This is a genomic window from Verrucomicrobiia bacterium (assembly GCA_036405135.1).
GTDB lineage: Bacteria > Verrucomicrobiota > Verrucomicrobiia > Limisphaerales > JAEYXS01 > JAEYXS01.
This window is the reverse complement of record DASWYF010000039.1, coordinates 64552-89096: the sequence shown is the minus strand read 5'-3', so window position 1 is coordinate 89096 and position 24545 is coordinate 64552. Positions and strand designations below refer to the sequence as shown.

The following is a 24545-nucleotide window of genomic DNA, read 5'->3' as shown; positions in this document are numbered from 1 at the left end:
GGTGGATGTGGAGGCGACTGGGGGCAGCATCACGTTGAGCGTGACGAGCAATGTGACGGGAGGTTCTGGCAACATCCGGTTGTATGGCCAAGTGGATGTGGTGTTGGGCGGATTGGTGAGCACGACGGGGGATGTGAGCGTCATCGCCAATACGGGCAGCATCATTGATGGTGATAACGATGGTAATACGGGCAGCGTGGATATCTCTGGCGATGACCTCCGTCTGCAGGCGGACATCGGTATCGGTGCCGCGGATAATGCGGTTGAAACCACGGTGAATGTGGTCACGGCACATGCGGGCGCGAACGGCATCTTCCTGTATGAGACAAACGCAGTGACAGTTGGCACAGTGGCGGTGGCGGTGAACCGGGTGTTGAACACGGGCCTCGTATCGCCGACACCGGTGCCAGCCACGCCGGATACGCAAGCCGGCCTGGTGACTACGGGTGGACCGGTCGTGTTGAGCAACGGCACAGGCACGATGACAATTGACACGGCAGTGACTGCCGATGGCTCAGGCAACGTCCTGCTGAACGCGGCTGCGGGCAGCTTGACGGTCAATGCGGACATCAACAGCACTACGGGTCATATCACGATCATCGCGGCGCAATCGCTGACATTGAATGCAGGCGTGGATATCGCCACGGCATCGACTGGCACGGTTAGCCTGCGTGCGGATAGCGGCAGCCTGACGATGGCGGGCAATTCCACGGTAGTGGCGACGGATTCTGCGACCCGGTTGTATGCCTCGGCGGATGTGGTGCTGGGTAATGTGACGGCGGCTGATGTGGCGGTGATTGCAAACACCGGTTCGATCACGAATGCGACTGGTACGACCAAGAACGTGACGGCGACGAACTTGCTGATGACGGCGGGTCGCAACGTGGGCGTGGCTCTCCGCCATATCACCACCAACGTGACAAACCTGACGGTCAATGCGACGGGCAATACAACCGCCGGCATGTTCGTGACTGAGGACAACGACGTGACGGTGAAGGATGTTAGTGTGACCGTGACGGAGATTGATGTCACCAATACGCCGACAGTGCGTGCGGCGGATGTCCTAAGCGATCTGACCACAGGCAACAACGGCGACGTTATCCTGGTGTCCACGGCTGGCGGCATTACATTGGCGGATGGTGCTGATACAGATGGCCTGGCGATCAGCGCCAATGGTAGCGGTAAGATTTTGGTGAGCGCTGGTGCGGGTAATGTGACGGTGCAATCTGATGTGAAGAGCGGCACTGGCGATATCAGCCTGGTGGCATCGTTGGGTGTGGCTCTGGAAACGGGTGTGGATGTGACGACTGCAACAGCAGGGACAGTGCTGTTGGGTGCAGGTATCAATGGTGATGCAGCCTCTGTGACAATGCACGGAACCGCGAATGTGGTGGCTACCGGCTCATCTGTCCGAATTTATGCCAGCACAGACGTAGTACTTGGCAATGTGACGGCGGACAATGTGTCGATCGTGGCTGATACCGGTTCAGTGACGAATGCGGCAGGCACGACTAAGAACGTGACCGCCACGAACTTGCGCATCGATGCTGATGACGCCGTGGGTGTGGCTGCTCGCCATATCACGACAGCGGTAACGAACTTGACGGTGGTGGCTGAAGGCAATGACCTGACCACGCAAGGCGTTTATATCTCTGAGGATAATGCAGTGACGGTCACGGGCGTGACGGTCACGGTCCAAGCTGTGACGGCAACAGCCGGTCTGACTCCAGTGGTGGATAATGTGCAGAGCGATGTCACTGCCAACAGCAATGGCAACATCGTCCTGATCGCTGGCAATACGATGACCCTGACGGATGGCAGCGATGCCGATGGTTACTCGGTCCATGCGACTGGTTTGGGCAATATCCTACTCTGGACCTCGGCGGGTGATGTGGTGCTGAATGCTTTGGGTGATGTCCGTAGCGCCGGGGGTAACATCAGCATCCATGCGACGAACGGAGTCAGTCTGGCGGCCACGGCCGACATCTTCGCTCCGGCGGGCACGATAGATATTTTGACGGTCTCAGGTTCGATCGCCATGGCCAGCAATTCGCAGATCTCCACGGTGACTGGCAATGGCGACATCCGTCTGCAGAGCGGTGCGAGCATCCTGCTGGGTGGAGTGAACGCCGGCATGGGTGGCGGCGATGTGAGTCTGGTGGCCACAGATAGCATCACGGATAACGGCGATACTTATGTGAACGTGATCGCCGGACGTCTGCGTATGGAAGCGGGTAATGCGATCGGCGCGATGGGTGCTTCCGACAATGATATTGATGTGACAGTGGATGTGCTGGCGGCCCGCTCGGGTGCAGGCGGCATGAATATAGAGGAAACGGATGCGGTGACCATCGGCACGGTGGCTGTCATCGTGCATCGAGTGGATGACAAGGGTGTGACTGCGGATGTGAGTGACACCGTGGTGAATCTGAGCGATTTGGCGACCATGAACAGTTCGAATGGCACGATTGCCTTGCAGACGGTAAATGGCGCGATCACGGTGACCGAAGGTACGGCCCCGGCTGGTGGCATCGGTGTAAGCGCGAATGGCAGCGGCAATGTGTTGCTGTATGCCAAGGGTGCCTTGGGCAGCATCACGCTTGAGGCAAATGCGGATGTCGTCTCCGGCACTGGACATATCAGTGTAATCGCCACCCAGAGCATCTCGTTGATCGCGGGTGCGGACATCATCACCACAGGCGCGGGCACGGTGGATATCGAAGCTGCTGCTGGCAGCATCACGTCAAGCACGACGAGCAATGTGACCGCCGGTTCCGGCAATGTCCGTCTGTTCGCGAACGTGAACGTCGTCCTTGGCGGTGTGATCAGCACAAGTGGCAATGTCAGTGTCACGGCCAACACGGGCAGCATCACTGACGCAGATAGCGATGGCACTGTGGATGTCACCGCCTTGAGCCTGAGCCTGCTGGCTGAAGACGGTATTGGTGAATCGAACAATTCGATTGAAACCAATGTCACGACCTTGACAGCACGCAACACGATGACAGCAGGAATATTCCTGCGTGAGTCGAACGGCCTGGTGATTGACGATGTTGCCGTAACTGTGAACCGGGTGACGACCACTGCAGCCTTGGGCACGGCGGCAGATGCGGTACAGAGTGATGTCGTGACCGTGCTGGGCAACGGCAGCATCGTGATAGTGGTGGCGACGGGCGATCTCACGCTACATGACGGCACGGCAAGCAATGACAACACTGCAGTGAGCGCACACGGCACGGGCAATGTGCTGTTGCAGACCTTGGCTGGAAGCATCTTCGGTGATGAGGATGTGAAGAGCGGGACGGGTCACATCAGCGTGGTGGCCTTTGGCAGCTTGGAATTCACGGCCAATGCGGACATCACCACAGGTGGCGCAGGCACCGTGGATCTGCAGGCAACAACTGGCAGCATCACTTTGAGCGCCACGAGCAATGTTACAGCGGTCAGTGGAAATATCCGGTTGTATGCCGGTGTGGATGTGGCCTTGGGCGGTCTGATCAGCACAGGTGCGAATGTCAGTGTCATCGCCAATACCGGCAGCATCACGGATGCGGACAACGGCAGCGGTGTTGATATCGCTGCTGACAGTCTGCGACTGCAAGCGGATGATGGAATCGGTTCCGGTGTGAATCCTGTTGAAACCACGGTGGCCACAATAACGGCTCATGCTGGGGCAGACGGAATCTTCCTGTTTGAGACAGATGCTGTGACTGTGGGGACGGTGGCCGTGGCAGTGAACCGGGTGGTGGATACAGCGGGTGTGGTAACAGTGCCCGCGGTGGTGGACACGCAATCTGGCTTGGTGACCGCTGAAGGTCCGATCATCTTTGGTAACGGAACGGGTGTGGTGACGGTCAATACGGCGTTGACGGTGACGGGGGCGGGGAATATCCGGCTCAGTTCGGATTCCGGCAGTCTGGTTTTGAATGCGGATGTCAGCAGTTCGGCTGGTCATATCACAATTGCAGCCGGCCAAGGCATTGCTTTGGGTGGCGGTGTGGATGTGACCACGGGCACCCCGGGCACGATCAACCTGCAGGCAAACGGCGGCAGTTTGACGATGGCGGGTGACTCCACAGTGGCGACCACGGGTTCAGCAACGGTACGTTTGTATGCTTCAGCGGATGTGGTGCTGAGCAATGTCACAGCCGCAGCCGTGGCGGTGATAGCGAACGCTGGCTCGATCACGAATGCGGCAGGTTCAGTGAAGAATGTCACGGCGGTGAGTTTGTTGATGGCAGCCGGCAAGAATGTGGGTGTCGCGGGCCGCCACATCACCACATCTGTGGGCAACTTGAGCGTGAACGCCACCGGCAGTGGCAGTGAATCTGGCATCTATATCAGCGAGGGCAACGGAGCAACGGTGACCGGAGTGAGCGTTCAGGTGATGGAAGTGCTGGCTGGTAACGTGGTCATCACACCGGCAGCGGATGTTTCAAGCGATCTCACCAGCGGAAGCAATGGTGACATTATTCTGGTTTCGAAGAATGGCGGGGTGACGCTGTCTGACGGTTCGGATTCCGATGGAGTGGCGGTAAGTGCCAACGGAAGTGGCAAGGTGCTGATCAGCGGCGATGATGGTTCCTTGATCATCAGTGCGGATGTCCGCAGCACCTCGGGTCATATCACTCTGATCACCACCGGCTCCATCTCGCTCTGGGCCGGGGCAGATGTAATCACGGCTGGTACGGTGAACGTGGAAGCCTTGGATGGCAGTCTCTTGATGAACGGGGAATCCTCAATCGAAGCCACTGGCTCATCCGTCCGTTTGTATGCCCTGACAGTGGTTGCGCTGGGCAATGTGACCGGTGGTAATGTAGCTGTGATCGCTGAGACGGGATCGATCATCAATGCGGCGCTCTCCACGAAGAATGTGACGGCCATCAACCTCCATATCGAAGCAGATGATGCCGTGGGTGCATACAACCGCCATCTCACGACCAATGTGGTGAACCTGACAGTTGCTGCTGCAGGCAATTCCTCGACGGATAATGGTATCTATATCACTGAAGACAACGATGCCGTCGTGACGGCAGTGGCTGTGACCGTTCAATCAGTTACCAGCACGGCCGGCCTCTCGCAGATCGAAGTGACGGCTCAAAGTGATCTGACAGCCGGTGCCAATGGCAACATTGTGCTGGTTGCCTACGGGCTGGTGACTTTAAACGACGGCAGCGATGCTGATGGCGTAGCCGTTCGCGCAGACGGTTCTGGCAATATTCTTATCGATGCAGGGTCGGGTGCGTTGACGGTAAATAGCGACATCTCCAGCAGCACGGGTAACATCACACTCGCTGCCCAAGCAGTACTGACGCTGTCTGCGAACGTGGATGTGACCACGGCAGCTGCGTCGATCGTGTTCAACGGCTCATCGATCACCATGGCGGCATCTGCCAAGGTGGATGCTGGCAGTGGCAATGTCCGGATGGCTGCCGGAGTGAATATCCAAGTGGGCGGCATCGTGGCACAGAATGTCAGCTTGATCGCGACCACTGGTAACATCACGGATGGCGGGGATGTTTACGTGAATGTGGTTTCCAGTTCCTTGATGGCTACCGCAGGTGGTGGCATCGGCCTCTCGAATGCTGAATTGGAGATCACTGTGGCAACCATAAGTTTGGTGGCGGGCAGTGGCGGTGTGAACCTTGTCGAGACCGACAACCTGACAATCGGTTCGGTCACGGTCGCTTACAATATGGTGCAATCCGGCGGATCAGTTGTTCCAGGCACGGATGGCGCTCAAAGCGACATCGTGAGCAGCGGCAATGTGGCGATCACTACAGTGAATGGTACGATCACCCTGACGGACGGTTCTGATACTGATGGTGTGGCTCTTATCACCACGGGTGCGGCAAACATCCTGCTCAAAGCTCAGGGTTCTGCTTCCAATTTGGTCTTGAACAGCGATGTCCGCAGCGGCTCCGGGGACATCACCTTGAGCGGCAGCGTGAATGCGACCTTTGCAGCGGGTGCCGATATTACCACGGGTGGTGGCGTGATAAGCGTCGAAGCCGTTATGGGCAGCGTGATGATGGCGGATAGTGCATCGATGGTTTCCGGTGGTGGCAACATCCGCGTAACGGCGATGAACAATGTGATGATCGGTCTGCTGGATGGACGCACTGGTGGAGCGCAGACCACTTGGGCCAATGTGTTTGTCCAGGCGGCTACGGGCGGAATCTCTGATGCAGGTTCATCGGGTTCGACCACAGTCCGCATCTATGGCCAGGGTGTCAGCCTGCAAGCTGCCCGTAACATCGGCGGCATCAATGAGCCGACCTTCCGCTTGCAATACACCACTGACTTTGTGACTTGGACCGATGTGGTCACTATGACGACCGGAGATGCCACAGTCACCTATGTGGATCCGACGCCAGCTGAGAGCCGCCGCTTCTATCGTATTGCCTACAGCACCCCTGGTCTGACGGTGACAATGAGGCAGCCACAGGTGCTCGCAGATCGCAGTGTGAGGCTGACTTGGGATGTCGTGCCAGGTGTTGCTTATGTTCCAGTTACAAAAGCATTGGCCATCGATGCTGCGGTGCTTGCGGCTGAATCGGGCGCAGGCAGCGTAGCGGTCAACGATGTGAATGCGGTAACGGTGGGTGATGTCACGGTGTCCTATCGCAAGGTGCAGGCCAGTGGATTGCAGGGGACGACATTGAATGATGGAACGAAGAGTGACGTCCGGACGTCACTGGGCAATGGCGGCATCTACTTGCGCGCATTGAACGGCAGCCTGACGATCACGGATGGTTCCATGGGGGCGGGGGCGGGCATCAGCGCCTCGGGTAGCGGCAAAGTTTACCTCAGTGGTAACAGCGTGCAGATCTCGGCGAATGTGATGACTGGCAGCGGCCATGTCACGGTCGTCGGATCGGCGTCCGTGAATATGAATGTCGGCACGCAGATATCGACGGTGGGCGGCGATGTCACCATCAGTTCTGCATCGGGAAGTGTGACCGTGGCTGTGATCAACACGTTTGGTGGTGATATAGCACTGGCATCCTCGGGGCTGACAACGATCAGCGCGATTGATGCGGCGACTGGCAAAGTGTCTGTGATAGCACTTGGTGGCATCGCTGATGGCACTGATACTGGTGTGAATATCACTGCCGCCGCTGTGGTGCTGAATGGCGGTTCCGCGATCGGTTCATTGAACGATGAATTTGTGCTGGATACGGACTTGCTTGCGGTAACAACGAATGGGGTGGTCCGGATCGCGAACACCGGCAATCTGACCGTGGGCAGTGTCTCGGTGAGCACGGCTGTCGTTGCAATGAACGGCACGGCAAGCGAGCAGACTGCGCAGACTTTGACCGGTATGCTCTCCACCGCCAGCATGATCCTGGTGAATGCGGGCGATCTGACCGTGAATGGTGGGATCACTGTTACATCTGGCCACCTGCTCCTGAGCGCGACCGGTGCCGTGACGGCGAATTCTACGATCGCGCTGGCAGGTGGCAGCCTGAGCGTGATTTCCGGCGCAGGTGTTGAGGTGAATGCCAATGTGTCGGTGATGAGCGGAACAGCTGAACTCATCGCCCAAGGTGGCGATGTGTCCATGGCGGCATCGGCACAATTGCTGGCGAATGGTGGGAATGCCCGCGTGGTGGCCAGCGGTGCGGTGAAGCTGGGTATCGTGGACACGCGGAATGGCGGAGCACAAAGCACATGGGGTGATGTGAGCGTGTTTGCCCAGGGTGGCAGCATCACGGATGCCGACGCTGGCGCAGCCGTCAATATCTACGCTCGTAACATCCGGTTGAGCACCGCCGGAAATGCAGGTGATTTGGTGCCCAATGCTGCGGATGGTATAGAGATTGATGCGGCTGCCATTGCCGTTTCCGCTGGAGGCAGCGTAAACATCGTGGCATCGGGCACCTTGGCGGTCGATACGATCAGCGCAGTGAACGTAAACACTGTGGGGGTGGAAGGTCTGCCGACGGTAAGTGGTGACGCTGGCCCCTTGAGTGGCATCAGTGGAGCGACTGGCATCGTTATCCGCACGCTGGCTGGCAGTCTGACGATCACTACGGCGGTGAATAACACCGGCGCCGGAAATGTCCTCTTGTCTTCCGCCGGTGGCAATGCGGTAGTGGCGGCGAATGTGATGGTGGCCAATGGCAGCCTGAGCATCTTGTCCAGCGCCAGCCTCACCGTGAATGCGGGCATCATGTTAAGTGTAGTTGGTGGCACGGCTGATATCGCAGCGACCGGTGGCAGTGTGACGTTGAACGGTGTTTTACAGACTGTGGCGGCGAATATTCGGATTTCCGCCTCAGGCAGTGTGACCTTTAACCAAGTGGATGCTCGGAGCACCGCAGATCGTGGTGGCAACATCCTTGCTGGCCAGGCGGCTTGGGGTGATGTCAGCATCGTATCCGCGAGTGGCAGCATCACTGAAGCAGGCACAGATGCCGGACCGGACATCTACGCACGCAATCTGCGGATGGTTTCTGCGGTTGCCATAGGCGTGTCCGGCGGCAATGCGGTCGAGACGGAAGTGGTTCTTATTGCCATGGCGACTGGCACCGGTGGCATCAATGTGATCGATGCTACGAATGTGGCGGTGGGCACGGTGGGAACTGTGCCAGTGGGCAGAGTGCAGTTCGGCGGTGGCTTGGTGACAGTCGCGGATGCCACGAGCCTGACTGGTGTTGTGAAGACGGGCGGGATACTGCTGCTTGATGCTGCGAACGGCAGCAATATTCCGGGATTCCCGCAATTCTCAGTGGTCAGCACCCTGTCTTCGGGCAGCATCAGCAATCCGCTGACGGGTCTCTTTGAGCAACGTTTGCAGATCACGAACACTACAGGTTCCACGATTGATGCGGTACGTGTGGCAGTCGGCAACCTGCCGTCCGGTGTCACATTGCCGCACGCTGCGGGCACTTTGATCGATGGACGCAGCTATGTGATGTTCAATGTCACCTTGGCTGCCAACCAGACAGCTGAATTGGTGGTGGAATTCCGTGTGCCGGCCGGCAGCCAGATTCCAACAGCAGCGACCTTCGAGGTAGATGTCACCCCGGTTCAAACCCCGCCAAGCGTTTCTGGCGGCTCGCAATTGCTTACGGGCGTCCAGGTTCAACGCCTTGATGACAAGGATTACCTACTGCAAATCAACACACTCCTTGGTCGGACCTACTACGTGCAGTATAGCGACGACAATATCAATTGGACCACGATGCTGTTCTCAATCATTGGAACGGGAAGCACGGTGGCATTGCTGGATCAAGGCCCGCCCAACACCTATCCGGAGCCAGCCAGCATTTCTCTGCGAAACTATCGCGTCTTTTTGATGCCCTGAGAAACCAATGATGGCGAAGCAACGGATTTTATCAGGCGACCCGATGTGATGTCTTTTGACAGGAGCGCAGATCTTCCATCACCACAGGGATCTCTCGCAGGCAGTAATCGACAAAACCTCTTACGCGTCCAGGCAGGCGCTGGTGTGGCAGATGTACGACATGCAGATCCAGTTCGCTCATCGTCCATTCAGGCAGGATGGGAACCAATACGCCTGCCGCCAGTTCCTGATGAATCAGCCAGGCTGGAAGCATGGTGAACCCAGCACCGGCGCGGGCGGCTTCACGCAAGGCAGTGACGCCATCCAACAACATCACTGGCTTTACCGTCACCGTGCAGGATTTATTCTCCCGGTGCAAAGTTAACCTGTCGCGCGCATAAAAGTGAGGTTGCAAGATGCCAAGCCAGGGGATATCCCTGAGATCCGATGGGGACTTCGGTTGCGTATGTCTTCTTGCAAGTAACTTGGGAGAGGCGACCAGGTGGCGTTTCAAGGTGCATACCTTTCTTGCCACCACGGACTTGTCTGTTGGTTCGCCGACGGAGATGCCACAGTCAAAGCCTTCTTCCACAAACTTGGTCGGTCGGTTGAGGAGATGCAGCTCGCCGGTGATTTCTGGATTGGTTTCGCAAAAGCGGGCCAAGACTTTGGTGACGATCCACTGTCCGAAATCCACGACTGAAACAACGCGGATATGTCCCCGCGGCACGACCCGGTCTTCATGCAGCCTTTCAGCGGCGGATTCGGCAAGACCCAGCAAGTTTCTGGCGTCATGCAACAAGGTCCTGCCTGCCTGTGTCAGGCTCATCGTGTGAGTGTCACGCCGGATCAATGGCACACCCACCACATTCTCAAGCTGGCGCAATTGACGGCTAAGTGTTGGCTGTGAAACATTGAGCACCCGCGCAGCAGATGAGATGTTGCCGCTCTCCACGATACGCACAAACGCGCGCAGCAAACGGAGATCATCTAGATTGGTCATGCAAAAAATGTATAGCCGATATGTCTGGTGTGCATCTAGCCAAATTTGCACGAGAAGGCACAATATCCTCCTTATGTGGGATAGCTGTACCTCGTCCTGTAACTTCGGGAAACTCTCGTTCCAGAGCCGGATTTCATTTCTGGCAGCCAGTATCATTACGTTGCTGGCGTTGACAATATCGCATCCGGTGCAAGCTGCGGATGCTCCGCCGTTGTCTAAAGTGACCGTAGCGAATCCGATCCCGAAAGAAATCGATGAGTGGGATGAGTTTACGGGGCGGCTTGCCTCTGTGGAAACTGTCGAGGTGCGGGCTCGTGTCTCCGGTTTCCTGGAGAAGGTTCATTTTCAGGAAGGCGCTGATGTGAAAGCGGGCGATCTGCTGTTTTCCCTGGATGCCCGCCCATTTCAGGCAGTTGTAGACCGTTTGGAGGCGGAACTGAGCCGGGCCAAGACCCGTGCCGAGTTGAGCCGGATCGAGGCAAAGAATGCCGACTCGCTCTTCAAGAGCCGCGCCATCTCCCAAGAAGAGTATGAGCAACGCACCAAGCAGGCGACTGAGTCTGACCAGAACGTGAAGGCGGCTGAGGCGGCGGTGCGTGCAGCCAAACTTGATCTGGAATTCAGCGAAGTGCGTGCGCCGATTTCCGGTCGCATCAGCAACGCCCGGGTGACCTCGGGTAACTTGGTAGTGGGCGGTGGTAGTTCCGGTTCAGTGCTTACTACCATTGTTTCGCTCGATCCAATCTACTGTTACATCGAGGTAGATGAGCGTTCCTCGCTGAAATATCGCGAATTGTATCGTCAGGGCAAACGCGAGAGCGCTTTGTTCAAGAAGATCCCCGCTCGCATGGGCTTGGCCACGGACACGACGTTTCCGCACATCGGAACGGTGGACTTCGTGGATAACCAGTTGAATCCCAACACCGGTACTATTCGTGCGCGGTGCGTGTTTCCGAACGTGGATAAGTTGATGGCTCCTGGCTTCTTTGCGCGTGTGCAGATTCCGGGTTCAGGGACTTATCAAGGCATGATGATCCGCGATGCCGCCATAGGCAACGATCAGGGCCGCAGTTATGTGATGCTGGTTGATTCCAAGAACACGGTAGTCTATCGCCCCGTGAAAGCGGGCCCGATCATCGATGGTATGCGGGTCGTTCGCGAAGGGTTGAAACCGGACGACAAAGTGATCGTCAACGGCATGATGGCGGTGCGGTCCGGACAGCAAGTGACAACTGAGATGTCCGAGATGCAGCCCGCCAGTGGCACGAACTCAAGCAACGGCGCACAATGAATTTCTCGCGCTTCTTCGTGGACCGCCCGATCTTCGCGGCGGTGCTGAGCATCTTGATCACTATGCTGGGTGGTCTGGCTTATCTCGTTTTGCCAGTATCTCAGTATCCAGACGTTATTCCGCCGACCGTTGTTGTCACTGCCACATATCCAGGTGCCGATGCGAAGACATTGGCGGAGGTTGTGTCTACGCCGCTGGAACAGGAGATCAACGGGGTGGAGAACATGCTGTATGTCTCTTCCTCATCCACGGCGGATGGTCGCGTGCAGATCACGGTGACCTTCAAGTTGGGGACTGATTTGGATCAGGCACAAGTACTGGTGCAGAACCGCGTGAATGCCGCCTTGCCGCGACTGCCGGAAGATGTGCGCCGCTTGGGTGTGATGGCGCAAAAGCGTTCGCCTGATCTGACGCTGGCCGCCCAGTTCTTCAGCCCGGATGGTTCACGCAGTGTTTCATATCTGGCGAATTATGTGACGTTGCAGATCCAGAACGAGATCGCCCGTTTGCCCGGTGTGGCCGAGGCGTCGAGCTTGGGCGGGTTGGATTACTCCATGCGCCTTTGGCTGGACCCGGACAAGATCGCCTCCCGTCAGTTGACGGCCGGTGATGTCGTTCGTGCTGTCCGTGAACAGAACGTGCAGGTAGCGGCGGGCAGCCTTGGCCAGCAACCTGCTCCGGCGGGGACGGCGTTTCAATACACGCTGACGGCGCAAGGTCGTTTGGTGAGTGTGGAACAATTCGAAGATATCGTCGTGAAAACGGGCGAGAGCGGTGATGTCGTCCGTTTGAAGGATGTGGCACGAGTGGAGTTGGGTGCGAAAGATTATGCGTCCAAGACTTACATGGATGGTAAGAATGCGGTTTCCTTGCGCGTGTTCCAATTACCCGGCAGCAATGCCTTGGACACGGCGGATGAAGTTTACAAGGCTTTGGAGCGTTTGAAGCAACGTTTCCCCCCAGGTGTGGATTATCGCATCAACTACGACACCACGCAGTTCGTGCGTGCTTCCATGAAGTCCGTGTTGGTGACGTTGATCGAGGCCGTGATTCTGGTGGTCATCGTCGTCGTCGTATTCTTGCAGACGTGGCGTGCGTCCATCATTCCGCTGCTGGCTGTGCCGGTGTCCTTGATTGGCACCTTGGCGGTAATGAAACTTTTCGGCTTCTCGCTGAACAATCTTTCCCTGTTCGGATTGGTGCTTTCCATCGGTATCGTGGTGGATGACGCCATCGTGGTAGTGGAGAATGTGGAGCGCAACATCGCGGATGGTTTGAGTCCGCGGGAAGCGACGATCAAAGCGATGGGTGAAGTGAGCGGGGCGGTCATCGCCGTGGCTTTGGTGTTGTGCGCGGTGTTCGTGCCTACGGCGTTCATCAGCGGCATCACGGGGCAGTTCTACCGTCAGTTCGCTTTGACGATCGCGGTCTCGACGGTGATCTCGGCGTTCAACTCGCTGACATTGAGCCCGGCGTTGTGCGCGTTACTTCTGCAGCCGCATCATAAGAAAACGGATGTTTTGACACGTCTGCTGGATTTCTTGCTTGGCTGGTTTTTCCGCCTGTTCAATAAGTCGTTCACTTGGGCCTCAGATTTTTATGCGAACTCCGTGCGCCGTTTCCTACGGGTCAGCATCGTGATCTTGTTGGTCTATGGTGGTTGCGTGTGGTTGTCCTGGGGCACGTTCAAGGCGGTGCCAACGGGCTTCATCCCTTCGCAAGACATGGGTTACATGATCTGCGTGATCCAGTTGCCGGATGGTTCCTCCTTTGAGCGCACGGACGCCGTGGTGCAAAAGGTGGATAAGCTGGCGCAATCGATTCCCGGTGTGGCGCACACCTTCGCTATCTCGGGGTATTCTTCCGTTCTGCAAGCGAACCAGCCGAACGTGGGGGCGGCCTTCTTGGTGCTGGATAAATTTGATAACCGTAAAGACCCGGCGCTGAAGGGGGAGAAGTTGCTGGCGACTATACGGCAGAAGTTCGCCGAAGTGCAGGAAGCACGTGTGATCGTGCTGCCACCGCCGCCGTTGCGTGGTTTGGGTAATGCCGGTGGTTTCCGTATCCAGGTGCAGGACTTGAACAATGCGGGGTTGGAATCTTTGCAGGTGGCCACGGGTCGGTTGCTGGAAGCGATGCAGAAAGATCCCGAACTGATCTCGCTCATCACGGGCTTCAAGGCAAACGTCCCACAATACAATATCCGCATCGACCGCGCACAAGCGAAGACGATGGATGTCTCGCTCGCGGATATCAACGAGGCGCTGCAGGTATATCTGGGGTCCATCTACGTGAATGACTTCAACCTCTTCGGTCGCACGTATCAGGTGATGGCGCAAGCGGACCCGCTTTATCGCGTGAACCCGGAGGACATCAACCGCTTGAAGACGCGCAATGGCAAGGGAGAGATGGTGCCGTTGAGCGCCCTGGTGGAAGTGACCAAGATCGGTGGCGCGGATCGCGTGCAGCGTTACAACCTGTATTACTCGGCGGATATCAATGGTAACACGCTGCCGAATGTGAGCTCAGGCGATATGATCGCCAAAGTGGAAAAATTGGCGAAAGAAAATCTGCCGGACGGTTACTCCATCGAGTGGACGGACCTGACCTATCAGCAGATTCTGGCCGGTAACACCATTGTGTACATCTTCCCGCTGTGCGTGGTGTTCGTTTTCCTCGTGCTGTCTGCTTTGTATGAAAGCTGGGGCTTGCCTCTCGCGATCATCTTGATCGTGCCCATGTGCTTGCTCTCTGCTTTGGGCGGCGTGTGGATGAAGTCGATGGATAACAATGTGTTCACACAGATCGGGCTGGTGGTGCTGGTCGGTCTGGCGGCGAAGAACGCGATTTTGATCGTGGAATTCGCCAAGCAGCGTGAAGATGTGGGTATGAGCCGCTTCGATGCAGCCGTTGAGGCATGCCGCTTGCGCTTGCGCCCGATCTTGATGACCAGCTTCGCGTTCATCCTGGGCGTGTTGCCGTTGGTGTTGGCCACGGGTGCTGGTGCCGAGATGCGACGGGCACTTGGCTCCGCTGTGTTCTACGGAATGATCGGCGTCACGATCTTCGGTTTGATCTTCACGCCGGTGTTCTATGTGGTGATCCGGAAATTCTCTAAGAAGAAAGCGGATGTTACGTCGGAAGAACCCCCTCACGCTCAACCCGGACACTGATCATGCTTGCTAAGATGAAAAATTGGATGCCGACGGGATTGGCAGTGGTGCTGGGTGCCACGGTATGGAGTGGTTGCCAGGTGGGGCCGAAATATGAAGCGCCCAAGACGGTGTCGCCGGCCGCCTTTGGTACGGCATTGACCAGTGCTTCCATGAACCTCGTGGATCAAGAATGGTGGCGCAGTTTACAGGATGAGAAACTGACGCAACTTGTCCAGCAGGCTTCGACAAACAATCACAGCCTCAAGATCGCAACTGCACGTTTGCAAGAGGCTCGTGCGCTCTGGCGTGAAGCCCGGTTCGATTACATTCCCACGGCGCAGGCGAATGGGTCTTATGCGGTTTCGCAAAGCAGTTTGGCGACGAATCCGAATGAGTCGCGCAACGGGCGTCATCGCCAGTTGTATCAAGTGGGCGTGGATGCCACTTGGGAACTCGACCTGTTCGGTGCGGTGCGTAGCAGCGTGAATGCGGCCAAAGCCACGGTGGAAGCGGTGGAGGCAGATCGTGCTGATGTGTTGATCAGCATCCGGGCAGAAGTGGCCATCAATTACCTGCTATTGCGAGGCGGTCAGGCGCAACTGGATGTGGCTCGTCGCAATGCGACGAATCAGGTGGAAACGTTGCGCGTGGCAGATGCCTTGCTGACGGGTGGTCGTGGTACACAATTGGACGTGGCGCGTGCGAAGACGTTATTGAGCAGCACACTCGGTTCGATCCCGCCTTTGGAAGCCTCGATTGATCGCACGATTCACCGGCTTTCCGTGCTTACAGGGCATGTGCCTAAGGCGCTCGCGGAGGATCTGTTGAAGGAATCACCGCTGCCGGTGTTACCGGGAGATTTGGCCTTGGGCGATCCGGCTGCGCTGTTGCGTCGCCGTCCTGATATACGTGCCGCTGAGCGTTCTTTGGCGGCCGCGACAGCTCGCGTGGGAGTTGAAACGGCGGATTTGTTTCCGCGGGTGAGTTTCAATGGGCGCGTGGCCTTGGAGGCGACACGTTTATCCGGTTTCGTGGATTCGGGTAATGAAGCGTGGTCGTTCGGTCCGCGCATCACCTGGGAGGCGTTGAATTTAGGGCGCGTGCGGGCCCAGATCAAAGCGGCGGATGCCCGCGTGGAAGGCTCGTTGAACATCTATGAGCAAACGGTTTTGCTCGCGCTTGAGGAAACGGAGAACGCGCTGACGAATTATGGTCGTGAGCAAGTGCGTCTTGGGCATCTGCGTGATGCCGAGGAAGCGGCACGAGAAGCGGCTGGGCTGGCCCGTAAACGCTATCAGGATGGCGTCTCTGACTTCCTGACTGTGTTGGATGCTGAGCGCACGCTGTTAAGCACACAAGAGCAGCATGTGGTGAGCCAGGTGAACGCGGCGACGGCTCTCGTGAGTGTTTACAAGTCTTTGGGTGGTGGCTGGGAGCCGGAGAAAAAGTAGCCAATTCTACCGATAAAAAGCTGATAAAACCGTGGAAAGAGCGATCTTTTCACGGTTTAATGTTTTTAACCATTTAACGAATCACCTCTCACCGTTTGACCTGCGGGCGGTTTTTCCTCAAGATGGCTGAATCTATATGGGTAATACGTTCGGTCATTTGTTTCGGATCACTACGTGGGGCGAATCTCACGGGGGCGGCGTGGGCGTCGTAGTGGATGGTTGTCCGCCGCGTCTGGAATTGACCGAGGCGGATATCCAGCCTGACTTGGACCGGCGTCGGCCGGGGCAATCCAGCATCGTTACGCCACGCAAGGAATCGGACACGGTGAAGATCATGTCCGGTACGTTTGAGGGCAAGACGCTCGGCACGCCCATCAGCATGTGGGTGAAGAACGAGGACATGCGCTCGGAAGCTTATACCGAGATGGCAGACAAGTTCCGTCCTTCCCACGCGGATTACACTTATCAGGCGAAGTATGGTTTTCGCAATTGGCAGGGGGGCGGACGCACCAGCGCGCGGGAGACGATCGGGCGCGTAGCGGGTGGGGCCATTGCCAAGAAGTTGCTTAAGGAACGCTTTGGCGTGGAAGTGCTCGCTTACGTGAAGCAGGTGCAGAACATCAAAGTGGAAGTGAATCCGGAGGAAGTGGCGGTCAAGGATATCGAATCGAACATCGTGCGTTGCCCGGATGAGAAGGCGGCGGCAAAGATGATCAAGCTCATTGAGAAGACTCGCAAAGCTGGTGACAGCGTAGGCGGCATCATTGAAGGTGTTGCCCGTGGCGTGCCAGTTGGTTGGGGTGAGCCGGTGTTTGATCGGTTGGAAGCAGATCTGGCGAAGGGCATGATGAGTCTGCCGGCATCGAAGGGTTTTGATATCGGTTCTGGTTTCGATGGCATCCGTCTGACGGGTATGCAGCACAACGACTTGTTCCGCATGAAGGGTGGCAAGGTGCGGACGGTGACGAATCGCTCAGGCGGCATCCAAGGCGGCATCTCGAACGGCGAGACGATCTATTTCCGCGTGGCGTTCAAGCCGGTGGCGACGGTGATGCATGAGCAGGACACCATCGGCAAGGATCTCAAGAACACGACGCTGAAGGGCCGGGGACGGCACGACCCATGCGTGTTGCCTCGCGCGGTGCCAATGGTGGAAGCGATGACTGCACTTGTACTTATCGATCATGCATTACGTCATAAGGCGCAGTGCCTAGAATGAGGCAGGCTGAATTACGGCGTCCTCCTGAACAGGATGAGGATGTGTCCATGCTTCCTGCCGGTTAGGCTGGGCAAAAGTCAGAGAATATGATTAGCATGCTGGCATGCCTATTGATTTTGCCGAAACAAGGACGGGCTTGTGATCTCCTTACAAAAGCTTACCAAACACTTCGGAACACAGTTGGCGGTCGATTGCTTGTCTCTCGAAGTGCCGGCGGGGCAGATTGTCGGCTTTCTTGGACCGAACGGAGCAGGGAAAACGACGACGTTGCGAATGCTGACGGGGATGCTGGAACCGACAAGTGGATCAGCGACGATCTGCGGGTTTGATCTGGTGCATGAACCGTTGGAAGTGAAGCGGAAGGTGGGGTTTGTGCCTGATTCGGGGGCAGTGTTTGAGTCGCTGACCGGGCTGGAATATCTGGAGATGGTAGGAGCCTTATATGGGATTCCAGAAACGGAGGCGCGGGAACGAATCCGGCAATTCATCGTTTTCTTTGATCTCACATGGGACACACTGACGGACAAGTTGCTGGGTGCCTACTCAAAAGGCATGAGACGCAAGGTGGTCATCACCGCCGCTTTGTTGCATAATCCCCCAGTCGTATTTTTTGATGAGCCATTGGACGGCCTGGATGCGAATGCAGCGGTGGGTTTTAAAGCCTTGATCCAGACACTGGCGCGCGAGGGAAAGACGATCGTTTACAGTTCCCACATCCTTGATGTGGTGGAGCGTGTGTGTGATCGCGTGGTGATCATTGACAAGGGACGGTTGATGGTGGACGGGAAACCGGATGAACTCGTGGCAACACACGAATCAGGGACGCTAGAGAAACTGTTTACGCGTCTGACCGGCGGTGAGGAAATAGAGCGGCGGGCTGCGGATTTTGCTAAGACATTCCGTTCATGAGTTTGCCGCCGCCATTGCCTGAACCCGGGCCATCGCCGTCACAAGAGAAGGTGTTGCGGAAACTTTTTCTCACGCTCTTCCTGCGTGGCCGGACCTCGCGTGGCATTCAGAAAGGTGGAGCGCCGTCATCTGTTGGGAGCAAGCTCGGGATGACGCTGGTCATCTACGCGCTGATCGGGTTGGTGGCGATTGCCTTCGCCAAGCAATCCATATTTGCGTTGTCATTGTATCTCCATGGAATGACAACGATTTTCCTTGGGATGTTCGTTGCGGCGTCCGCAGGCGAAGTGCTGTTCAATAAGGAAGAGTCGGATATCTTGATGCATCGTCCGGTGACGACCAAGGCGTTGCTGTGGGCCAAGATAACAGTGATGGTGCAGGTGTCTCTCTGGCTGGCGGGGGCCTTCAATTTCATCGGTTTCGCCCTGGGCATCCGGCAGATCGGGATCATTTTTTTGGCCGCACATGCATTCTCCCTGTTTTTGGAGGCGTTGTTTTGCACAGCCACAGTTGTTCTCGTATATCAGCTTTGCTTGCGATGGTTCGGCCGCGAACGGCTGGATAATCTAATGACGATGGTGCAGATGCTGGTAGCCATTGCCATGGTTTTGGGCGGGCAATTGGTGCCACAGCTATTACGCTACATGGAGCCGGGAGCGGAATCCGTTCTGAAGGCATGGTGGATATATCTGCTGCCGCCCGCTTGGTTCGCCGGAATGGATGATGTGATGGTCGGACAACGCGCTTCCATATCGTGGACGCTGGCCGGATGTGGAATGCTGGCAACTGCTTTGGTGGTCTGGCTGGCGTTTGACAAGCTGGCAAAGGATTACGACACGGGGTTACAGACGCTGAACGAGGCGAAGCCGACAAAAACTGCGGCATCATCAACAGGAGAAAGATGGTTGTCGAAGCTGGTAAGGACCCCTCCGTTTAGCTGGTGGTTGCGTGATCCGGTCTCGCGGGCCTCGTTTCTGCTTACAGCAAATTATCTGTTTCGAGACCGGGAAGTGAAGCTGCGGATATATCCGGCGATCGCACCTATGCTGATCATGCCGGTCTTCTTTTTGCTGCAAGGCACCTTGACAGGAAAGAGCGGTGGTGGTTTTGGGATCGCATTTGCGGGGAGTTACCTGGCGCTGGTCCCATTGCAGGCTTTGGGGTTGCTGGCATTTTCCCAGCAATGGCAGGCATCTGATATCTTCAGACAAGCCCCCATGAGGGGACCAGGGCAGTTATGCCACGGAGCAAGGCGGGCAGTTTTGCTGTTCCTGACTCTGCCAGTTCTGGTGGTGTTTACGGGCATTGCTATTTTTGTCGCAAATTCACCGGATCTACTGCTCCTTTTGTTGCCCGGATTGATTGCGTTGCCGTTTTTTGCGCTGATACCAAATCTGGGGGGCAAGGCCGTGCCGATGTCGGTGCCTATCGACGGGACGAAGAATATGAAGCAAGGGGCGATGACTGTGGGGGTGATGTTCGGCTCGATGATTCTTTCAGGATTGGCGATCTGGTCCAAAGCAGGAGGTTGGTTCTGGTGGTTTTTGGCGGCGGAATGTATGCTGATGGCTGTGATATATGCGGTGGCAAGATTCTCTATCGCATCTGCACGATGGGAGAGGATGGAATAGCGAGAAGACATTTTCGCAGGATTTCCGCCCAAGCATTCTGATCAGAATACTTCTGCGGGCTGCGCTTCAAAAGCGCTTGGTCCAGCACTGCGCGGTCCGTGGTCAACGCTGCTTGCTACTTCGGCTGGGCCGTCTCACCGCCTGCTTTCTCCAGCCACTCTCTCGTCGGCAGAGAGTAAGGGCGGAATATTTCCAAATCTCCGGTTTGCTCATTATAATAAATTGCTCGATGCAATCCGAGGTTGGAGGCCTTGGCGGAATCAATAAGGCTGGCAGAGTCGTTTGTGCTCATCTGGAAGAGGATACGCATCTCGAATTCCGTCATCGCCTTGCGATTGATGAACCGGTTCACGTTGTTGAACGTGTCACAAAAGACCAGAAGGTGAATCCCCATAGCTGAACCTTGGGTGATGATCTGTTCGAAGATTTTGCCCGGGTTGACTGGAGCGTTGTCGTCAGTGGAGAAGCTGAAATCTTCCTCATAACGCAACCGTTTATGCTTTTGCAGATCATGGATGAACACGAACGTCACGGGAAATTCAACGTCTGCAGTATTTTCCGTTCGTTTCTGCAAATCCTGCGCGAGTGAGCGCATTTGTTCGTCTACTTCATTTCCGCGAGCGATGATGATCTCCTGAGGGACAGCGCTGACAACAGCATCCAAATAAGCCCGTTCGCTTGAACCGGGCAGGGATCCGTCGATGACTATGGCCCGCATTTTTCCTGGCGGATATTGGGCGGCCAATGCGACGAGTGAGACGGCGATAATGGAGAGGGTCGCTTCGGGGTTTTGTCCGACGACAAGCAGGTTGCTGCCGCTTTGGCGTTGGAACACAACTTCGGTCGCGCTTTTAATGGAGTTTGGCGTGCCGAGCCATATCGAGGCTTGTGCGGGAGTTGTGACGCGCCCGGCCGACTGCAACGGTTGCAGCCAATCGTTCGTTTTTACATCGGCTGGTTCATTGCCTTCAAAGACGATGGGGGCGGGCAATGAGCTCGGCCGCAGGAGATTCATTGCGACCACCCTGTCGAGGTAATGATCCCGGATGTCGTCGGAGAGCCAGACGGTTTGGAAAGGGCTGTTGCCTTCCATCGATCCCGCCATGTCATTGTAGATGCCTTCGCCAGGGCGGGTCAGCATTCGCGGAGCGGGATTGTTCTCATTCATGATGAGATATGCATCTGCTTCATTACATTGCAGGGCGATGCGGATCACCATCTGCCCCATCGTCGTGCGCGCGAGGGTATAAGCACCCCCGAGGCTTTGTGACCCTAGGATGACATGGATGCCGAAGGCACGGCCTTGGCGTACAATACGGTCCAGCAAAAGCGCAGCACCTTGCGAGACACGATCATCTTCCACAAACAGTTCCTGAAACTCATCGATCAACAATAGTGAACGCGGAATGGGTTCTGTACCGCCCGCGCGCCTGTAGCCAGCCACATCTTGCACACCGAGTTTCCGGAAGAGTTCGCCCCGGCGGCGCAATTCATCATCCAATTTTTGCAAGACGCTAAGACCGAACTCGCGATCGCTCTCAATGGCGATGACGCGGGCATGCGGCAGATTGCGCCTGGCGTAGCATTTGAACTCCACACCTTTTTTGAAGTCCACCAGATAAAACTCCACCTGCTCAGGACTGCACCACAGAGCGAGGTTGGTTATGATGACGTGGAAGAGGGTGGATTTTCCGGAACCCGTTTTGCCAGCGATGAGCGCATGCTGTCGTGTGCCTTGACCGATGGCGAGATACTGCAGCTTTGTCGCGCCAGTGCGGCCGATGGGCACGCGCAGTTCCTTGGATGTCTCAAGCGACCATTGCTCCGTTTCCGGCGGCACCACATGCGAGAAGGGTACTTCTATGCGGTTGGAGTTGATATTCCATTGACCGACACGCTGGATGAATTCGGTGACGAAATCTGCCGAAGGGGAACGATCCAAGGTAAGCCTGAGACCGTTACTGTTGAAGTTGGAGAAGGCAAATGCGCCGCCTTTGTTTGTGAGGCTGACGCTGCTTTTCCGCAATTCATCGCCCAGAAAATCATGCGGTACAGACTGGCGGCGATCCCATTGGATAAGCGTGAAAACTCCGCACCGGGCACCGCTGGTTGCGATGCTGAGAAGGCGACGGGCCGCCTGTTCGCTAAAGTTGGCAGGGAAACCTGAAACTACGAGAAAATGATACTTCTCGGCGATTGTACCTGCTTTTTCGTTATACTCGGTGATGCTCTCGTATTCGTTGCGAAGGTACATCTGGATGACCTTTTCCATGTGTTCGCTCAGTTCCGTGAGCTTTTTCTCGATCTGCTGCGGCTGCGTCCAGATGCGACTGTTAATCAGATGATCGCCGTAATCGGCGAGGTGCATGATGCCGGCGAAACTTTGTCCAAGCCCCACCGGATCAATGATAGTGAAGCTCGCGCGTCCCGGTGGCGACTGCTCCAGCAAACGCAACATGATGTTGTTCAACGAATCAATCGCTTCAGCATCCGTTTGCGAAGTCTCGAGCAGAATGGAGCCGTTCCATGGGTAGTTCAACGAGAGCGGCAAGGTGAATCGTGCCGGACCGGGCAGGGGGAGATTGATTTCACCCAAGTTGACCTCTGCGAGTTTATCGACATCCACTTCCAGGCTGGCGAATTTGGCCGCGCTGACGAATTCTGCGGGTGGTTGCCAGTCTGTCGCCAGATGCTCCGGCCAATCCGGGGACTTATCATTCGTGACCGCCATGTGGGCTTCAAACCGTTCATAGATCGGCTTGAGGATATTATGAAGAGAGGCAAGCAGTTCCTGGCGTTGAGCTTCATAGTCTCTGGCAAACTGCCCGACTTTCAGGTCGCGATTTTCACCATGCTGCTTTTTTTTGATGTCTGCTTCCTCGCGCAATAGGACCGACTGTGCCTGATGTTGTTGCTTGAATTGCTGCAATTGCTTATGCAGCAGATGCTCGCTGCGGCGCAGCGCATTGGCATGTCGTTCAGCGACATTCCTGGTGAATTTCTCGCGCAATGAGGAGGCTTCGGCCACGACTCTTGACCAATGCTCATTCAAGGAATTGGTGGTGGCAGTGCAAACGTCCTTGATGTGTTGCAGTTCGGCTGCGTGGTGCGCCGCAGATTTGTTGGAGACCGCCGCGGCCAGCTTGCGTCCCCGGAGAATGGACTGGGCGATCTGTGCGGCCAGCGGATCGGACTGGGAGCGGAATAATGAGGGCAGGAATAGTTTCTGGAACTGGGCTAACTCAGCGTTCGTGCGGTCGGTCAGTTCGTTCAATTCTTTAAGGTCTTGCTCGTGCGTGGAGGTGGCATCAGGACTTTTTTCAACCGCCACCGCCTCCAGCAGCAGATTGAATTTTTTGTTCGAGCCGAATGTTTTTTGAACAGCGTGATCCAGGGAATTAAAATGCCCCAAGGATTCAGTCATCCTGGTTGTGAACTCCGCATAAATGCTTTCTTCGTTGGCCAGGCCGGTTTCCAGCCGGCGTTCATTCTGCAGGAGTTCGCGCTGCAACTGGTATTTCTGTTTGCCTTCGAAATCATTTACCTCCTGCTGACGCTGGCCGTGACTGGATTTCTGAGCGCGCGCGAGCCGTTTCTGACGGGCGGCGTGGCGTGCTTCAAGTTTTTCTTTGATGGCCTGAAACTGGTTCTCCACATCCGTCAGGGTGCCCGCCAGGCGGGCCTCCAAATCCGCGATGGTGGCATCACCGGTACGGCGCGTGGAACTGGTTTGAAACCGGAATTGCTGGTCCAGAGCCTTTCCCCTTGTCGCGAAATCACGAACTGTAGTCTGTAACTGAGCGAGAAGTTCCAGCACTTCTGTTACCCGAAGATGTTTACTCACAGTCCTTCCTGACTTTAGTTAGAAGTTTATCCAGTTTGTCGATCGCCGAGAGGGCCGCAGTGATGTTCGACTGCAAGGGTGCGATGTAAGCCCGTTCGAACTCGCCGCTCTTGGTGTCACGCCAGGAACCTTTGGCCTGTTCCCAGCTTGCCGCAATATCCTTGGAGACTTTCATCAATACTGCTTTGTCTGATTGCAGATTCATGAGGGTGTGTCTCCTTCTTTGTTTTCCGAATCTGGAGAGGCCGCCGTAGCCGCTGCCTGTCCGGCATCAGGCGCTGCAAGCCTGACATACGCTTCCAAGATGGTGATCATCTGGGTGAGAGAAGTCACGGCTTCTGTCATGTCCGTTCCGAGCATGGTGCGCATTTTTTCCACTTGCCTGGCTAGAGGATCGACCTCGCTTTCGAACTGCCGGTTCCATTTCTTCAAGACCGTGAGCTTGTGCATGGTTTCATCTACCGCGTTCTTGGCTTTGCGCACGGCCATCTGACGGTCCAAGGTGGACGGCTCCAGATTGGAGATGCGTGAACTGAAAAGTTCCTGCTGCGCCATCTCCAGCACTTTGGCGCGGCGTCGCAATTCAGATTCAAGTTGCAACCGCCGGTCATTTTCCAGCCAAACTCTTGTGCGTGTCACTTCGTCTGTCACATCGTCCGCGGCGTTCGTAAGTTTTTCCACATAGACGATGAGATGGCTCCGGAAGATCTCCAGAGCCTCAACAGATGTGACTTGTGCGCGATCAGCCAT

11 protein-coding genes are annotated in these 24545 nt (G+C 56.3%); 7 read left to right on the top strand and 4 right to left on the bottom strand.

Going from position 1 to position 24545, the window contains the following annotated elements:
- Positions 1 to 7: 7 nt before the first annotated feature.
- Entirely contained in the window at positions 8 to 9313 is a 9306-nt protein-coding gene (locus VGH19_19300) for a hypothetical protein (GenBank protein ID HEY1173520.1), read from the top strand.
- Positions 9314 to 9344: 31 nt separating this feature from the next.
- Here VGH19_19300 and VGH19_19295 read toward each other — a convergent pair whose 3' ends face one another.
- Positions 9345 to 10295, bottom strand: a complete 951-nt coding sequence (locus VGH19_19295) for a LysR family transcriptional regulator (GenBank protein HEY1173519.1) — start codon at positions 10293 to 10295, stop codon at positions 9345 to 9347.
- Between the two features lie 160 nt (positions 10296 to 10455).
- Between VGH19_19295 and VGH19_19290 the strand changes: the two genes are divergently transcribed.
- The 6 genes from VGH19_19290 (at position 10456) to VGH19_19265 (ending at position 19951) form a co-directional block, all read left to right on the top strand.
- Positions 10456 to 11586, top strand: coding sequence for an efflux RND transporter periplasmic adaptor subunit (locus VGH19_19290; protein HEY1173518.1), 1131 nt, complete (start codon positions 10456 to 10458; stop codon positions 11584 to 11586).
- Positions 11583 to 14759, top strand: a complete 3177-nt coding sequence (locus VGH19_19285; protein HEY1173517.1) for a multidrug efflux RND transporter permease subunit — start codon at positions 11583 to 11585, stop codon at positions 14757 to 14759. The genes VGH19_19290 and VGH19_19285 overlap by 4 nt, the downstream gene beginning before the upstream one ends.
- 14 nt (positions 14760 to 14773) lie before the next feature.
- Positions 14774 to 16192: an efflux transporter outer membrane subunit gene (locus VGH19_19280; protein ID HEY1173516.1), complete on the top strand. Its 1419-nt coding sequence runs from the start codon at positions 14774 to 14776 to the stop codon at positions 16190 to 16192.
- Positions 16193 to 16328: 136 nt separating this feature from the next.
- Positions 16329 to 17411 (top strand): chorismate synthase, encoded by a 1083-nt coding sequence (aroC, locus tag VGH19_19275; protein HEY1173515.1) that lies wholly within the window; start codon positions 16329 to 16331, stop codon positions 17409 to 17411.
- A 138-nt stretch (positions 17412 to 17549) separates the two neighbouring features.
- On the top strand, positions 17550 to 18320 hold the full coding sequence (locus tag VGH19_19270) for an ABC transporter ATP-binding protein (GenBank protein ID HEY1173514.1): 771 nt from the start codon (positions 17550 to 17552) through the stop codon (positions 18318 to 18320).
- Positions 18317 to 19951, top strand: a complete 1635-nt coding sequence (locus tag VGH19_19265) for a hypothetical protein (GenBank protein ID HEY1173513.1) — start codon at positions 18317 to 18319, stop codon at positions 19949 to 19951. The genes VGH19_19270 and VGH19_19265 overlap by 4 nt, the downstream gene beginning before the upstream one ends.
- Before the next feature lie 115 nt (positions 19952 to 20066).
- On the opposite strand, the gene VGH19_19260 is transcribed toward VGH19_19265, so the two are convergent.
- Genes VGH19_19260 through VGH19_19250 form a run of 3 tightly spaced genes read right to left on the bottom strand, consistent with a single transcriptional unit; the run spans position 20067 to position 24545 of the window.
- The gene (locus VGH19_19260; GenBank protein HEY1173512.1) at positions 20067 to 23795 is read right to left on the bottom strand and encodes an FtsK/SpoIIIE domain-containing protein; all 3729 of its coding nucleotides are present in this window, start codon (positions 23793 to 23795) and stop codon (positions 20067 to 20069) included.
- Complete coding sequence (locus VGH19_19255; protein HEY1173511.1) at positions 23788 to 24000, bottom strand: hypothetical protein; 213 nt, start codon at positions 23998 to 24000, stop codon at positions 23788 to 23790. Before VGH19_19255 ends, VGH19_19260 begins: the two co-directional genes overlap by 8 nt.
- Positions 23997 to 24545: a hypothetical protein gene (locus tag VGH19_19250; protein ID HEY1173510.1), complete on the bottom strand. Its 549-nt coding sequence runs from the start codon at positions 24543 to 24545 to the stop codon at positions 23997 to 23999. Before VGH19_19250 ends, VGH19_19255 begins: the two co-directional genes overlap by 4 nt.